The organism is Salinimonas marina, assembly GCF_015644725.1.
In the GTDB taxonomy this organism is placed as follows: Bacteria; Pseudomonadota; Gammaproteobacteria; order Enterobacterales; family Alteromonadaceae; genus Alteromonas.
In genome coordinates this window covers 3,594,359-3,608,668 of sequence record NZ_CP064795.1, presented here as the reverse complement: position 1 = coordinate 3,608,668, position 14,310 = coordinate 3,594,359, and the positions used below count along the sequence as shown (strand labels likewise).

At 53.5% G+C, this 14,310-nt stretch carries 14 protein-coding genes and 1 pseudogene; 8 read left to right on the top strand and 7 right to left on the bottom strand.

What is annotated here, in order from left to right:
- Positions 1 to 69: 69 nt before the first annotated feature.
- On the top strand, positions 70 to 615 hold the full coding sequence (locus IT774_RS16235) for a GNAT family N-acetyltransferase (protein ID WP_232365219.1): 546 nt from the start codon (positions 70 to 72) through the stop codon (positions 613 to 615).
- Positions 616 to 825: 210 nt separating this feature from the next.
- Here IT774_RS16235 and IT774_RS16230 read toward each other — a convergent pair whose 3' ends face one another.
- Positions 826 to 1,881, bottom strand: coding sequence for a polysaccharide deacetylase family protein (locus tag IT774_RS16230; RefSeq protein ID WP_195810692.1), 1,056 nt, complete (start codon positions 1,879 to 1,881; stop codon positions 826 to 828).
- A gap of 109 nt (positions 1,882 to 1,990) precedes the next feature.
- Here IT774_RS16230 and IT774_RS16225 point away from each other — a divergent pair.
- A pseudogene (locus tag IT774_RS16225) lies at positions 1,991 to 3,272 on the top strand (MATE family efflux transporter).
- Here IT774_RS16225 and IT774_RS16220 read toward each other — a convergent pair.
- Together IT774_RS16220 and nfuA are read right to left on the bottom strand one after the other, a co-directional pair.
- The gene (locus IT774_RS16220; protein WP_232365030.1) at positions 3,226 to 3,489 is read right to left on the bottom strand and encodes a hypothetical protein; all 264 of its coding nucleotides are present in this window, start codon (positions 3,487 to 3,489) and stop codon (positions 3,226 to 3,228) included. The pseudogene IT774_RS16225 and the gene IT774_RS16220 overlap by 47 nt on opposite strands.
- A 16-nt stretch (positions 3,490 to 3,505) precedes the next feature.
- Positions 3,506 to 4,084, bottom strand: coding sequence for a Fe-S biogenesis protein NfuA (nfuA, locus tag IT774_RS16215; protein ID WP_195810691.1), 579 nt, complete (start codon positions 4,082 to 4,084; stop codon positions 3,506 to 3,508).
- A gap of 130 nt (positions 4,085 to 4,214) precedes the next feature.
- Here nfuA and IT774_RS16210 point away from each other — a divergent pair, with 130 nt between their 5' ends.
- The gene (locus tag IT774_RS16210) at positions 4,215 to 6,830 is read left to right on the top strand and encodes a M14 metallopeptidase family protein (RefSeq protein ID WP_195810690.1); all 2,616 of its coding nucleotides are present in this window, start codon (positions 4,215 to 4,217) and stop codon (positions 6,828 to 6,830) included.
- Here the strand turns inward: IT774_RS16210 and IT774_RS16205 are convergent.
- A complete protein-coding gene (locus IT774_RS16205; RefSeq protein ID WP_195810689.1) occupies positions 6,827 to 7,549 on the bottom strand; it encodes a ComF family protein in 723 nt (240 codons plus the stop codon). The two genes, IT774_RS16210 and IT774_RS16205, sit on opposite strands and share 4 nt — an antisense overlap.
- 35 nt (positions 7,550 to 7,584) lie before the next feature.
- Here IT774_RS16205 and bioH point away from each other — a divergent pair, with 35 nt between their 5' ends.
- From bioH to IT774_RS16190, 3 genes are all read left to right on the top strand, one after another.
- The gene (bioH, locus tag IT774_RS16200; protein ID WP_232365029.1) at positions 7,585 to 8,373 is read left to right on the top strand and encodes a pimeloyl-ACP methyl ester esterase BioH; all 789 of its coding nucleotides are present in this window, start codon (positions 7,585 to 7,587) and stop codon (positions 8,371 to 8,373) included.
- A 114-nt stretch (positions 8,374 to 8,487) separates the two neighbouring features.
- Positions 8,488 to 8,760: a hypothetical protein gene (locus IT774_RS16195; RefSeq protein ID WP_195810687.1), complete on the top strand. Its 273-nt coding sequence runs from the start codon at positions 8,488 to 8,490 to the stop codon at positions 8,758 to 8,760.
- On the top strand, positions 8,723 to 9,625 hold the full coding sequence (locus IT774_RS16190; protein ID WP_195810686.1) for a putative metalloprotease CJM1_0395 family protein: 903 nt from the start codon (positions 8,723 to 8,725) through the stop codon (positions 9,623 to 9,625). The genes IT774_RS16195 and IT774_RS16190 overlap by 38 nt, the downstream gene beginning before the upstream one ends.
- Positions 9,626 to 9,642: 17 nt before the next feature.
- On the opposite strand, the gene IT774_RS16185 is transcribed toward IT774_RS16190, so the two are convergent.
- A complete protein-coding gene (locus IT774_RS16185; RefSeq protein ID WP_195810685.1) occupies positions 9,643 to 11,970 on the bottom strand; it encodes a Tex family protein in 2,328 nt (775 codons plus the stop codon).
- Positions 11,971 to 12,126: 156 nt separating this feature from the next.
- Complete coding sequence (locus tag IT774_RS16180; protein ID WP_195810684.1) at positions 12,127 to 12,465, bottom strand: hypothetical protein; 339 nt, start codon at positions 12,463 to 12,465, stop codon at positions 12,127 to 12,129.
- 259 nt (positions 12,466 to 12,724) lie between these two features.
- On the opposite strand from IT774_RS16180, the gene arfB reads away from it, so the two are divergent.
- Positions 12,725 to 13,135 (top strand): alternative ribosome rescue aminoacyl-tRNA hydrolase ArfB, encoded by a 411-nt coding sequence (gene arfB / locus IT774_RS16175; RefSeq protein WP_195810683.1) that lies wholly within the window; start codon positions 12,725 to 12,727, stop codon positions 13,133 to 13,135.
- A gap of 24 nt (positions 13,136 to 13,159) precedes the next feature.
- On the opposite strand, the gene greB is transcribed toward arfB, so the two are convergent.
- Positions 13,160 to 13,645 carry a transcription elongation factor GreB gene (gene greB, locus IT774_RS16170; protein WP_195810682.1) on the bottom strand — a complete coding sequence of 162 codons (486 nt, stop codon included), beginning with the start codon at positions 13,643 to 13,645 and terminating at the stop codon, positions 13,160 to 13,162.
- Positions 13,646 to 13,820: 175 nt separating this feature from the next.
- Here greB and IT774_RS16165 point away from each other — a divergent pair, with 175 nt between their 5' ends.
- Entirely contained in the window at positions 13,821 to 14,180 is a 360-nt protein-coding gene (locus tag IT774_RS16165) for a hypothetical protein (protein WP_218958925.1), read from the top strand.
- Positions 14,181 to 14,310 lie beyond the last annotated feature (130 nt).

Genomic DNA, 14,310 nt, shown 5'->3' with positions numbered 1-14,310 from the left:
CGCCCCGCCTGCGCGAATGACGCCACGGAAGCAGTACCCCTACTGTTAAGTGCAGGAGAGGCCTTGCTGGTGCCCATATTTGGTCATGGCAACAGCGCCCAGGCGGCCGCCTACCTGCATTTTGCCTGGCACCAGGCGACAGGTCAGTATGGCTATCAGCAACACTGGGTGGCTGAGCACCATCAGACCGTCGTCGGACTGGTTACCTGCTGGCATGACCATTTGGGCGAAGACTTTGGCCGCGAGACGCTGCGTTCCATTTCGCGCTTTTATGACGTGGAAGCAGCATTAGATGTGCTACTGCGCAGTCAGCAACTGACCGGCGAGCTGGCCGGGCCCGGCCCCCACGAATTAGGCATCGGGCACCTGGCGATACACCCGCTGTGGCGTCGGCAGGGGATCGGGGCGGCATTACTGACGTTTATGCAGCAGCAAGCCCGGCAACTGTCAAAGCAAGAACTGACGCTGGCCGTCCATCATCACAATACCCCGGCGCGGTTATTTTATCTGGCCCAGGGATTTACTGAGCACTACCACCACGGGCGTTTTATTCAGTTAACCAGGCAAGTGGCAGCGCAAGTTAAAGAAAAGGAAGGCCCGGCCAGGGATTGTTAGGATGAACCACCGGGGCTGCGGATCAGAAAGTGAAGACCCCCCGGCGCCTGGTGTGGGTCATGTTAAATCGCGATAGTAGAATAGAGAACAGCGGTATTGCTAGCCCCAGATAACAATAGCCTTGCAGGCAGGCGCCAGGCTTAATACATCGTCTTTATCATGGTTTAAGGCCGGCAGGGCTACCGCCTGCCGGCCTTTTTCAACATTGCCTTAGTCAGGATATTGTCCCGCTTCGTTAGCCACAAAAAATGGCTGGGAATACCAGTAGTAGCGTCCGTTAAACTGCTTTGAAGGCGCCGTGCAATTAACCCGGGAGCGACCGGTGGGCAACTTTTTATCCAGGGTAAAAGATAACTGTTGGGCGTCGGTGCGGGTGTTAATCTGGTTGCCATTAAAATAACAGGCGGCCTGACTTAAGCGCACGTCCTCACTGTCTATGGTCAGGGTGATGGTGCCCGGGGCTTTAGCGCTTCGCTGGGGCTGCGGGTGGCTGGTCTGGGCTACCGGAAGTGCCAGGCTGGCCATTTTTGTTTTCAAACTGTTGAGGCTGGCATAGGGGCCTGCGGCCGGAAAGCGGGGCAAGGCGGTCAGTGGTGAGGCCGCGCCGGCTGCTCCGGAATGCTGGCCAAAACCAACATAGCCTTGTTGCTCTAAGCGCTCTTCCAGGGCCTGGTTGTATTCGCCAAAGGGATAGGCCAGATAGGTTATCGACGTACCCAGTTTTTCCTCAAGCATGGCCTGGGCGTCGGTGACATTGTTCCAGACGCGCTCTAACCAGGCAGCATCAGACTCGTCTTTATTTTTGTTAAGCATATGCAAATGATCCAGAGTGTGGTTAGCAAACAATACGCCTTCCTGCTGCATCTGCTTTACCTCCTGCCAGCTAAGCTGATCGGCCCGCTGACCAATCTCAGCCGGATTTATGAAGATGGTATAGGGAAAATCATAGCGACTCAGGATGGGATGGCCATTGGTGAGAATATTCTTATAGCCATCATCAAAGGTGATGGCCAATGCATTCGCGGGCAAAGGCTCACCCTCTTTGATGGCGGCTACTACCTCTGTAAGCGGCAGCACGGTATGATGCTTGTTAATATACGCCATATGCTGTTCAAACTGTGCCGGCGAGATACTGGTACTGGCCGGGGTATCATTGGCCACATGGTGATACAACAGGATCGGCGCACTGTGAACCACCGGGGAATTTGTCTCACCCACTGCTGCCAGGCTGGCCAGTAATAGCCAGGAAGAAACCAGAATTCTCATGATAGACTGCACCGCAACACCTCTTATTTTGTAATGTAAACTTGTGACTCAATCAGCACCGCTGACCGGGCTAAAGGCTCATCAGCATCTATTGGCCCTGGCCCTGCCCATGATTCTGGCCAATATTACCACACCCTTATTAGGGCTGGTGGATACGGCGGTAATGGGCCATATGGATTCGCCCGCCATGCTGGCGGGTGCCTCTATTGGCGCGCTAATTCTGACCCAGATTTACTGGGTCTGTGGCTTTTTGCGGATGTCGACGACCGGTCTTAGCGCTCAGACCCGTGGCGCCAGGCCCGCTTCTACAGAGCCTGCCAGAGTACTATATCAGGCCTGCGCGATGGCATTGCTGCTAGGACTGGGACTATGGATAACGCAGACCTGGGTATTACAAGCGGGCCTGCTGTTGGCGGAACCGTCGGCATCCGTCTCTCAGTTCGTTAGTGCTTACTTTTCTGTCAGAGTATGGGGCGCGCCGGCCGCCATGCTAAATCTGGTGCTGGTAGGTTGGCTGGTAGGCCAGCAACGTACCCGTGCTGTTATGACCATTCAAATCATCGGTAATTTGCTCAATGCAGGTCTGGACATGCTGTTTGTATTTGGCCTGGGGATGTCGGTGGATGGCGTAGCCCTTGCCAGTGTAATCGCCGAAAGCTTTATGGCGGTAGCCGCGCTGGGTGTGGCCTTAAAACAAGTGGGGTTTGTGCCGGCTCAGTGGCACTGGTTTAATGCCGCCGCACGCAAAATGCTGATGCGCTTAAATGGCAATATGTTATTGCGCAACCTGGCACTGCAGTTGTGTCTGGCGTTTGTCACTTTGCAAGGCGCCCGGTATGGCGAAACCGCCGCCGCGGTAAATGCGGTGCTGATGCAGTTTTTTGTGCTGATCGCGCTGGGGCTGGATGGCATTGCCTATGCGGTGGAAGCGCTGGTGGGTGAGGCCACGGGGCGCCGCGATCCCGAAGCGGTGATGACCCATACCCACCGGGGTTATTCTGGTCCAGTGTCGTTGCCATCGGTTATGCGTTGATATTCTGGTTAGGTGGCACGCAAATTATTGGTTTACTGACCGATTTGCCATCGTTGTTTAACGCTGCTTTGCCCTATTTACCCTTAATGATCGTCCTGCCGCTTGTCGGGCACTGGTGCTTTTTGTTCGATGGGGTATTTGTGGGTTTGACCCGTTCCGCAGCCATGCGCGACACCATGATTTTAAGCGCGATGGCGGTCTTTTTCCCGGTCTGGTGGCTGTTTAAAACCCAGGGTAATATGGCGTTGTGGTATGCCTTGCTGGCGTTCTTGCTGGCCCGGGGGTAACGCTGGCCGTGGTGCTATATCGACTTAATTATCGCGGCGAGACGATTTCCCACGGGGATTCAGGCCGCTGATGCGATGCCAGAAGATGCCGGCATAGCCCACCATCGCCAGGGCAAAGCCGGCTAACAGAATCGCCATGCTGCAATAGTAGGCGACCTCATGCCATTGGCTGGTGAGCAACAAACCGGCCAGGCCAGTTAAAAAAATGGCCAGACCCCACTTAAAACGTCGCCAGCTGGCCGTCAATGACAGCCAGCTGGCAGCAGCAGAGGCACCAGATTTTATCACCGGTCAGTTCGCTTGCTTAGTAATAAGAGTGTGAGCCTGCCTCGTGCTCAGTGGCGTCTTTTACGCCTTTAAGCTCGCCCGCAAACTCTTCCAGCATCTGTTTTTCGATGCCTTCTTTTAGTGTCACATCAACCATGGAACAGCCATTACAGCCGCCGCCAAACTGCAGCACTGCATACCCTTCTTCGGTGATTTCTGCTAGCACAATATGCCCGCCATGACTGGCCAGTTGCGGGTTAATTTCTGCTTCAATCATATAATTAACACGCTCGACCAGAGGCGCATCGTCCGCCACTTTGCGGGCCTTAGCGTTCGGCGCTTTAAGGGTCAGCTGAGAACCCATCTGGTCGGTGACATAGTCAATCTCGGCTTCTTCCAGATACGGGGCGCTTTCGGCATCCACCACCGCATCGAAGCCGTTAAGTTCAAACCGTAAATCGGTATCTTCGACGGCGTTAGGCGGACAGTAAGACACACCACACTCGGCGGAGGAGGTACCAGGGTTTACGACGAATACACGGATATTAGTGCCGGATTCCTGTTTTTCCAGTAATTTTGCAAAATGAGCCTGAGCTTCTTCTGATATAGTAATCATTACCAAGTCCTGCGTTGAATCGTATTTGGACGTTATAATAACAAATTTACCTGAGTAAAACAGTCAAGTATTGATGGCATTTTACTATCAGGTTCATTGAGCTTTACAACGACAAACGGAAATTTGATTTATGCGAAAGCTAGTTGCGCTTACCGGCCAAACCACGCGGCGCTTTGTCGTGCTGCTACTTTCTTCACTGACATTACTTGCGGTCCCTGCCATCGCGATGAGTGCCGGCGATACACCAGGGGGCCGTCCGGCCGCCAGTTACCTGCCAGCCAATACAACCTATAACCCTGATATTCCGACGCCAGAAGCTTATCTGGGGGCCAACGTGGGTGAATGGCATGTGCGCCATGACCAGTTGGTGGGTTACATGCGTGAATTGGCTCAGGCCTCGGCACGGGTCAGTCTTCAGGAAACCGGGCGCACCCACGAAAACCGGCCGCTGTTGCTGCTGACCATCACCGCCCCTGAAAATCATGCGAATCTGGAAACATTGCGCCAGCAACACATGCGTAAACTGCAACAGGGTGAACGCGAAGATAACGCTGCGCCACTGGTATTGTACATGGGCTATAGCATCCATGGTAATGAGCCCTCTGGTGCCAATGCCGCGCTGTTAGTAGCCTATTATCTGAGCGCGGGGAACAGCCCGCAAGTCGATGCCTTGTTACAAGATAATATTGTGTTGCTGGACCCTTCTTTCAACCCGGACGGGTTGTCGCGTTTTGCGCAGTGGGCCAATATGCACAAGGGGCAGCAGCTGGTGGCCGATCCGGCCCACCGTGAGCATATCGAAGGCTGGCCGTCGGGGCGCACCAATCATTACTGGTTTGATTTGAACCGCGACTGGCTGTTACTGACCCACCCAGAGTCCCGCGCCCGGATTAAACAGTTTCAGCGCTGGCGCCCCCATGTGCTGACTGATTTTCATGAGATGGGCCCCAACAGCACCTACTTTTTTCAGCCCGGCGTGCCCAGCCGAAAAAATCCCAATACGCCCAAAGGCAATGTTACCCTGACAGAAGCGCTGGCAACCTATCATGTCGAGGCGTTGGATAAAGCCGGACAGCTGTATTTTTCCGAAGAAGGTTTTGATGACTTTTATTATGGTAAAGGGTCGTCCTACCCGGACTCGCTGGGGACCGTCGGTATTTTGTTTGAGCAGGCCAGCAGTCGGGGCCATTTGCAGGATACCATCAACGGGCCATTGGCGTTCACCGATACCATTGCCAACCAGGTGACAACGTCGTTAAGTACCTTTGCCGGGGCCCTGGCCAATAAACCGGCGTTGCTGGCTTACCAGCAAGAATTTGCCCAGGACACGGCACAACTGATTGAAAAAGACAGCACCTTTGGCTTTGTGATTGAGCAGCCCGCCGATACGGCCCGCTTCTCACAAATGTTAAGCCTGCTTGAGCAACATAACATTGAATATCAGTGGCTGGGCGATAAAGCGGCACTGAAAGGGCATACATTCAAGGCGGGCAAAGCCGTATTGGTACCATTAAACCAACCTGCTTACCGGCTAATAAAATCGCTATTTTCCACGCGTCAGTCGTTTGCTGATAATACCTTTTATGATGTCTCGAACTGGAATTTACCGCTGGCATTTAACCTCACCTATGAAGCGGTAAGTAAAGGACAGCGTCGGCGGGTGACCCTGGCAGATAGCGCGCCCACCGCGCAGCCTTTGCCGCAGATTAACGCTGACGCCTATGCCTACGCCATTGACTGGCGTCATTACTATGCACCGGCGTTATTGCAAAGTCTGCTGGAAGAAGGGGTGCAGGTTCGCTCGACCCCCATGGGCTTCTCGGCGTCACTGGTAAATGGTGACAAGCATTCCTTTGCGGCGGGGACCATGATTATCTCCACGCCCCTGGCTCAGCCTGACAATCTGGTCTCCCGGCTGCAACATTTCAGTAAGCAGCATCAGGTACCAGTGTACTCTATCAGCAGCGGCTTTACCGCCTCGGGCCCTGATTTGGGGAGTCGCGACATGGTACCGGTAAACGAACCTAAGGTGCTGATAGTCGGGGGCGCCGGCACCCGTGAATACGAAGTCGGTGAAATCTGGCATTATCTGGACACCCGGGTGGGCCTGGCTGCCTCTATTGTCGAACAGCAACGTCTGCAACGCACCGAGTTGGCCAACTACACCCATATTATCTTTGCCAGTGGCAATTACAGTACCCTGCGCGAAAAAGCACGACAGTCACTTGAGCGCTGGGTTAAGCAGGGCGGCACATTAATTGGCATGCGCACGGCGCTGAAGTTTTTCGAAAAACAGCAGTGGCTGGATCTGGATATCGTAGATAAAGACATTGTTGATGATGCCTTTAGCACCGAGGGTCTGAAATTTGGCGATCAGCGCGCCCGCCAGGCTAAAAAAATCATCGCCGGGTCGGTTTACCGGGCCAGGGTTGATACGACTCACCCGTTGTTGTTTGGCTTTGAGGGCGACACCGTGCCGTTGTTTAAAACCACCAACATGATTGTAAAGTCGGATAACTCACCGTTCACGACCCCGGCGGTTTATCAGAATGAGCCGCTGGTGGCGGGCTACAGCGCCGATGAACTGGTGTCGATGATAAGCAACAGCGCCGCCATCATTGCCGAACCGATGGGCCAGGGCCTGGTGGTGGGCTTTGTGGATAATGTGCATTTTCGCGGCTATTGGTATGGCACCGACAAGCTGATGAGTAATGCGCTGTATCATGATGGCCAGTTAAAGCGCTAACGGGCTCGTGGTGAGCGGGTGACTGCCAGCGTCCATACCTGAATATGCAGGTGTGGATGTTGGCGTCGTAGTAATCCCGCCAACGCATCGGCAGTACAGCCGGTGGTGATAACATCATCCACAATGGCGATTGAATGGACCCTGGGCAGCGGCTTAACGTTGAAGGCCTGGCGCAAATTCAGCAATCGTTGGGTACGGTTTTGCTGATGTTGCGGCTTTCCGGCCACCCGCTGCGCCCACCCGTAACCCACTTCCAGGTGCCATTTATTAGCAATGGCTTCAGCTACTATCTGCGCCTGATTAAACTGTCTTTGCCAGTAACCTGTCGCTCGTAATGGCACCGGTAGCAACAGTTGCGGACGCATACTCGCGACCTGGTGTTCAAGATATTGCCCGATAGGCCCGTTCAACCACCGACATAATGAGTCAACGCCGCGAAAATCCCGATTAAATTTAAAGCGTGGGATCAGGGTATCAAATGGCCACTCATAATAACCGCAGGCCAGTAAGCCGGTGTAGTGAGCATGACGAACATGCCGGGCTATTTCCGGGCGTAATAATAAATTAATGGGGCGCCCATCATGTTGAAAAAAACGTGTATCATGCTCACAGTAGCTACACACCGGTATGTGGCTGGGCTGTTTACACAACAAACAACACTGCCCCGGCAACAGACGTTTTAGCCAGGCTTGTGAGGCAAGATGGCATAAGTTTCTCATACTCATTGGTTCATTGTGTATTTAAGGACATGACTGTGGCTGAACAGAATAGCAATCCTCCTGCACTTATCACCCGTACCCAGGGCACAGGAAAAGATCTGGTTTTTTTGCATGGCTGGGGCATGAACAGCGGTGTGTTCAGCGAATTTGCGCCCTTGTTAACTGAGCACTTTCGGGTGACCACCATTGATTTGCCTGGGTTTGGTGAAAACCATCAGCGTGCTCCCACCTCATACACCATCGCCGGACTGGCCGACGCCATTCAACCTATGTTGCCGTCAAACAGCACCGTGGTGGGCTGGTCGTTAGGCGGTATGGTGGCCCAGCAACTGGCTCTGACTGCGCCTGAGCAGGTGCGCGCATTGGTCACGGTAGCGTCCACGGCGCGTTTTGTGGCAGGGCAGGGCTGGCCGGGGATCGCGCCTGAGTTGCTGAATCAGTTTGAGCAGGATTTGGTCAACGACTACAAAAAAACGCTGGAACGTTTTCTGGCTATCCAGGCCATGGGCAGCATCTCGGCGCGCCAGGACATCAAAACCATCAAAAGCTCCATGGCCGCTTATCCGGAACCGTCACAGCCTGCCTTAGCCGCCGCGCTGTCACTGTTATCCACCGAAGATTTGCGGAAGGACATTACCCGGATTAAACAGCCAACCCTGCGTATTTTCGGACGGCTCGACAGTCTGGTACCGGTCAGTGCCATTGATCACCTATGCGCCCTTCATCCAGCCTGCGATGCGGTGGTGCTATCTAAGGCCTCCCATGCGCCTTTTATTTCCCATCCTCAGCAGACTGCGCAGGTAATTCGCCAGTTTCTGGCCTAGCAGCGGTGGCGGCAACCCGGCTCAAACACAGATAAACTTTTACATTTTGCAAAGGCTGGTTAATAATTACACATCCACCAGGAGGATGATGTAGTGATCAGTTTAGGAACATCCATGGCCATGCCTGCCTTTGGTAGTGCACGACAGGCATTGGATAGCGCTTCACAGGAGATGTCTGAGGCGGCGCACAATATTGCCCGGCAAACCGGACAGTCCGCTGCTACAGACAGTTCGTCCGCGCCGGTCGCTGCCACCGGACCGGTAGCCGGGGGGCTTACCGACGATATAGTCGCGCTGCAATACAGCAACAGGCAGGGGCAGGCTGCCGCCCGGGTCTTAGAGGTCAGCAATGACACCCTGGGCCGACTTATCGATACGCTGGCCTGAAACGATGAATATTGTTACGCCGCTTCCCACTGCGTTGGCGTTGCCTACGGCCAATATGGCCACCGAAGCGGCGCGGCGTGACAACCTGCTGCGCGAATCGATTCCTGCCAACCCCGAGTCCGACAAAAATAACGCCCAAAAAGGCCTGGGCAGTGAGGGTGAACAAGCCCGCGCCTCCTTACAAAAGCAGGTAGCGGCGACTTATGACAAGCCGCAAAGCAACCCTGGCGCCGAGGCAAACACACCTAACGAACAACCAGAGCCAGACACTGCCGGTCAGCAAAGCAGTGGCCGTGACAGTGCCGAGCAGCGTCAGCAACAACAGGCGAAGGAGGCAAAAATAGCGGCGCTGAAGCAGCGCGATCAGGAAGTCCGGGTCCATGAACAGGCGCATGCCGTGGCGGGGGGGCAGTACGCCGGGGCCCCGAAATATGAATACACCACCGGTCCGGACAATCAACGTTATGTAACCGATGGCGAAGTGAGTATCGATGTAAGCGAAGCCGCAACGGCTCAGCAAACCATTGAAAAAATGCGCCAGGTACGCCGCGCTGCGCTGGCCCCGGCCGAACCCTCTATGCAGGATCGCACAGTGGCGGCGCAGGCGGCTGCTACCGAGCAGCAAGCACGTAGTGACCTGGCTGGTGAACTGGCAGCCAACCCGCAAAACCAGCGGCGGGCCGGGATGTTTAGTGATATCGATGCATGGGTAGACACCCTGACCCCTGCCGTCTCAGCGGCTATCTCACCAGAGCGTCCAGCTGATTATGATGAAACCAGCATGCAGGCACGGAGGCTGCTTATTCAGCAAACTTACCGCAATACTTATCAAGGGACTGACGCCGGCTTTACCGCCAGCGCCTAGAGCCTGACTACCGTGGTTTACTTGTCCTTGGCTTTAGCAAAAGCGTCGGCAAAGGCATTGCCCATCGCGCCATTACCAGGTTGACTACTACGCTGAGCTTTGGCCGCGGGCTTATTGCCACCTTTGGGTTTTTTACCTGCATTTTTGGCCGCCGGGCGTGCGGGTTTGGGCGCGCCAGGTGTGTCATCCAGGCGCATCGAAAAAGAAATGCGCTTACGGTCGGCATCCACTTCCATGACCTTTACTTTGACAATATCGCCGGCTTTGACCACTTCTCGTGGATCAGAGATAAATTTATCAGTGAGCGCAGAGATATGCACCAGACCATCCTGATGCACGCCTACATCCACAAATGCTCCGAAGTTCGCCACATTGCTCACCACACCTTCTAAAATCATACCCACGGTTAAATCAGCAATGGTTTCCACGCCTTCTTTGAAAGAGGCTGTTTTAAATTCGGGACGGGGATCCCGTCCCGGCTTGTCCAGCTCGCTCAAAATATCGCGCACAGTGGGCAGACCGAATTTATCGCTGGTAAACGCCGCGGCATCTAAACTCTTAAGCAGCTCGGTATTACCGATAAGGGCTTCCACTGACACCTGCGCTTTGGCGGTAATGGCATCGATAACCTGGTAGGACTCCGGGTGAACTGCAGATTGATCCAGCGGGTTATCGCCCTGATAAATACGCAGGAAGCCGGCAGCCTGTTCAAAGGCTTTGGGCCCCAGCCGATCTACCTTAAGCAGGGTTTTGCGGTTAGTAAACGCACCATGGGTATCACGGTACTGTACAATATTGTGCGCCAGGGTTTTGTTCAAACCCGAAACATAACTAAGCAGCGCCGGAGAGGCCATATTCAGGTCTACCCCCACCGCGTTTACACTATCTTCGATGACCCGGTCCAGCGACTTGCCCAGCTGGCTTTGGCTTACATCATGCTGATACTGGCCCACCCCGATGGCTTTGGGTTCAATCTTCACCAGTTCGGCCAGAGGATCCTGTAAGCGGCGGGCAATAGATACCGCACCGCGTAATGATACGTCCATATCCGGCAGCTCTTTTGAGGCCAGCTCGGAGGCGGAATACACCGACGCACCGGCCTCGCTGACCATCACTTTTTGGGCTTTGACGGTGTCTTCTTTTTTGAGCATTTCAGAAACCAGCTTATCGGTTTCCCGAGAGCCGGTGCCGTTACCAATACTGATCAGCTCGACCTTGTGCTGCTTACACAGATTGGCCAGCGTGCGTACTGATTTATCCCATGCATTTTGCGGGGCATGGGGAAAAATAGTATTGGTGCTGAGCACTTTGCCGGTCTTATCCACAATGGCGACCTTTACCCCGGTGCGTAAACCCGGATCCAGGCCCATGGTGGTTTTTGCTCCCGCCGGTGCCGCCATTAACAGGTCGTGCAGATTTTTGGCAAACACGCTAATGGCTTCGGTTTCGGAACGTTCGCGCAGCCCGCTAAATAGCTCGGTTTCCATATGCAGAGCGATTTTTATCTTCCACGCCCATTTTACTACCTGCTGCATAAAATCATCCGCCGGGCGGTTCCGGTGCATAATCTGATAATGCTGGGCGATAATCTGTTCGCAGTGGGAAGACGCCTGGGAATCCTGCTGTTGCGGATCGGCATTCAGCTGAATTTGCAGCACGCCTTCATTACGACCACGAAACATCGCCAGGGCCCGATGCGAGGGCACCGACTTCAGCTTTTCGGCATGGGAAAAATAATCTTTGTATTTTTGCGCCTGTTTTTCTTTACCGATGATGACCGAGCTTTCAATAAATGCCTGTTCGGTGAGGTACTGGCGGATTTTGCCCAGCAGCGCCGCGTCTTCAGCAAAACGTTCCATCAAAATAAAGCGCGCCCCTTCGAGCACGGCTTTGGTGTCAGCAAATTTTTGTTCCGGATTCAGATAGCGGGCGGCCAGCGCCTCAGGATCTTGCTGCGGATCTTCAAACAGGGTGTTCGCCAGGGGCTCAAGGCCAGCTTCAATGGCAATTTGGCCCTTGGTACGGCGACGAGGCTTGTAGGGCAAATACAAGTCTTCCAGGGTGGTCTTGCTGGCCGCATCGGTAATCTGTGCCTGCAGCGCTTCGCTCAGTTTACCCTGTTCTTCAATCGACTTAAGAATCACCTGCTTGCGATCTTGCAGTTCGCGCAGGTAGGTCAGGCGTTGTTCCAGATTACGCAGCTGGGTGTCGTCCAGGCCCTGGGTGGCCTCTTTACGGTAGCGGGCAATAAACGGCACAGTGGCGCCACTGTCCAGCAGGGATACGGCGGCGTCTACCTGAGCCGAATTTACCGACAGCTCATTGGCAAGAGTGTTTATAATCATAATGGTAATGCGATGCTCGTTTGACCATGCCAGTGATCAGCGATGCGCTGTGTCGGTGGCCCTGGTCCTGATGAATGAATGTGGCGGTCAGTATAGCATTGATGCCGGCTGGGAGAAGGGGCCGTGAAAATATCTGGTGGTCAAATCTGACCAGGACTACTTACCAAGGGAACAGGCGTGCAGATGGCGACTGAAATCGGCGGCAATGTGTTCGACCCGACTGATACAGTCCTGGGACGGAACACAGGATGTGCCCTGCAGTTGTGTTTCAAGTTCGGTCAGTGCTCGCAGAATGTGCGGTGCCGACAATGCACTGGCCACTTCTTTTAACATTGTAAGCTGGCTGCCCGCCCGCAAGCTATCCTGGTTTTTCAAGGCCAGCGTCAGGCGCACGATCAAAATAGGCAGACTGGTAGCAAACCGGGCAATCAGCTTTTCCGCCAGTTCCTTGTTACCATCCAGCCGTTGATAAAGCTCGAGGTCCTGCATGTTCATGGGTAATGTCATAAATGAGTTATCATACAAAACTATATAGATGTTTCAGCGCTTATTGCCGGCTGCCCAGTGCAACCAGTGCAGGCAAAACATTATTTTATTAAGTATATACAATATTATGAATATTGATGGTTTATCTATAGGACTTTTGGCGGTAATGACATCTTTAGTCGGCCATAGTGCGTAATAAAAGCAAATATGGGGCACTGTTCAGGCGCCGCCCCCCGCCATTGTCAGTAAGGAGTTAGCAGAAACCGTTATGATTGTGATCACGCCGTCGATTCGGTTAGAAGACCATGAAGTAGAGATGACTGCCATTCGGGCGCAGGGCGCCGGGGGGCAAAATGTGAATAAGGTCAATAGCGCCATTCATCTGCGCTTCGATATTGCGGCATCCTCGTTGTCAGACAACATCAAACAACGCCTGTTCAGTAAACACGATAACCGGGTGACGACCGAAGGCGTATTTGTCCTCAAGGCCCAAAATTACCGGACGCAGGAGCAAAACCGGCTGGATGCGGAAAACCGGTTGAAAGAATGGATCGCCAGCGCCCTGGTAGAGCGAAAAAAACGCAAGCCGACCCGCATTAGCAAAGGCGCAAAACGGCGCCGGCTGGAGGCCAAAAAACAGCATAGTCAACGCAAAGATATGCGCAAAAAAGTGCTATAGAGTCGAACGCTGAAGGGGATGGTTTCAGGCTTTATCGGTGGTGTCATACCAAATTCGTGTGATCCACCATTCAAAGGTACCTGCTTCGGTGGTCACGATCACCTCGTCATCTTCGGCTTTGCCAATCAGTGCCCGGGCCATGGGGCTATCGACCGAGATATAATCATTGCGCCCAAAAATCTCATCGTACCCGACAATGCGCAGGGTCAGGGTTTTATCCTGTTCATTTTCAATAGTGACCCAGGCCCCAAAAAATACCTTACCTTCTTGTTCCGGGTTATAGTCGACAACTTTTAAGTATTCCAGACACTTGCGTAGATACCGCACCCGCCGGTCAATTTCCCGCAGGCGTTTTTTGTTGTACTGATAATCGGCATTTTCGCTGCGATCACCCAAACTGGCCGCCCAGGTGACTTTACGGGTTACTTCAGGGCGTTCCTGACGCCACAGATAATCCATTTCTTCGCGTAATTTTAAATAGCCCTTACGGGTCACCAGCGGCGTTTTCACAATTATTTGCCAAATGTTAGTAATTCAACTAGATAGAAGATAGTAAGTGGCCCACGCTGCCGGATCAAGCTTGCTGGCTTAGAGGCGAAGCAAATGAAATGCGGAACATTCCTGTGGCGAACCGGTCTGATAAAGAGAAGATTATCTCTTAACCTCGTAAAATATGAGCATGACTATGGTGTGTGAACAATTCAAGGCTACCGGGTATCCAAAATCCCGGCCGGACCAAAAAAGTGGCCTGACCGTGATGGGCTTTGTACTGTTTTTAACCGGGGTAGTGTTTTTTGTGGCGGGGGTAGTGGATATTCTCAGTCGTATCGACAGCCTCAATACCGTCGTCCTATTGGTAGGCGGGCTGGTGTTGTACAAAGCAGGACATCGTATTTTACATCATTGCGCCACCTTGCGGGCTAAGCGGGAGCGCCGGGGCCCTCGGGCTTTAGAGCCTGCGGTAATTAGCCATTGGCTTTTTGTTCCAAAACGGTTTGAAGCAGTGCTGGTAAAGTCGTCTGGGAGGATTACACTGGTTAGGTGATTCGAAAACGGCATACGAATAGTTCCCATTACTATGGGAGCACGCGCTTTAAACCTTGTAGGCGTTTATGCACGTAGGGAACAGGCAGGCACGGATATGCCTTAAACGAAAAAGCCGACGCATGGCGTCG

What these genes read in the sequence shown, in the direction of transcription:
- IT774_RS16230 (WP_195810692.1), bottom strand. Translation starts at nt 1,881, where the DNA reads ATGAGAATTCTGGTTTCTTCCTGGCTATTACTGGCCAGCCTGGCAGCA.
- nfuA (WP_195810691.1), bottom strand. Translation starts at nt 4,084, where the DNA reads ATGATTACTATATCAGAAGAAGCTCAGGCTCATTTTGCAAAATTACTG.
- IT774_RS16210 (WP_195810690.1), top strand. Translation starts at nt 4,215, where the DNA reads ATGCGAAAGCTAGTTGCGCTTACCGGCCAAACCACGCGGCGCTTTGTC.
- IT774_RS16205 (WP_195810689.1), bottom strand. Translation starts at nt 7,549, where the DNA reads ATGAGAAACTTATGCCATCTTGCCTCACAAGCCTGGCTAAAACGTCTG.
- IT774_RS16195 (WP_195810687.1), top strand. Translation starts at nt 8,488, where the DNA reads ATGGCCATGCCTGCCTTTGGTAGTGCACGACAGGCATTGGATAGCGCT.
- IT774_RS16190 (WP_195810686.1), top strand. Translation starts at nt 8,723, where the DNA reads ATGACACCCTGGGCCGACTTATCGATACGCTGGCCTGAAACGATGAAT.
- IT774_RS16185 (WP_195810685.1), bottom strand. Translation starts at nt 11,970, where the DNA reads ATGATTATAAACACTCTTGCCAATGAGCTGTCGGTAAATTCGGCTCAG.
- IT774_RS16180 (WP_195810684.1), bottom strand. Translation starts at nt 12,465, where the DNA reads ATGAACATGCAGGACCTCGAGCTTTATCAACGGCTGGATGGTAACAAG.
- arfB (WP_195810683.1), top strand. Translation starts at nt 12,725, where the DNA reads ATGATTGTGATCACGCCGTCGATTCGGTTAGAAGACCATGAAGTAGAG.
- IT774_RS16165 (WP_218958925.1), top strand. Translation starts at nt 13,821, where the DNA reads ATGGTGTGTGAACAATTCAAGGCTACCGGGTATCCAAAATCCCGGCCG.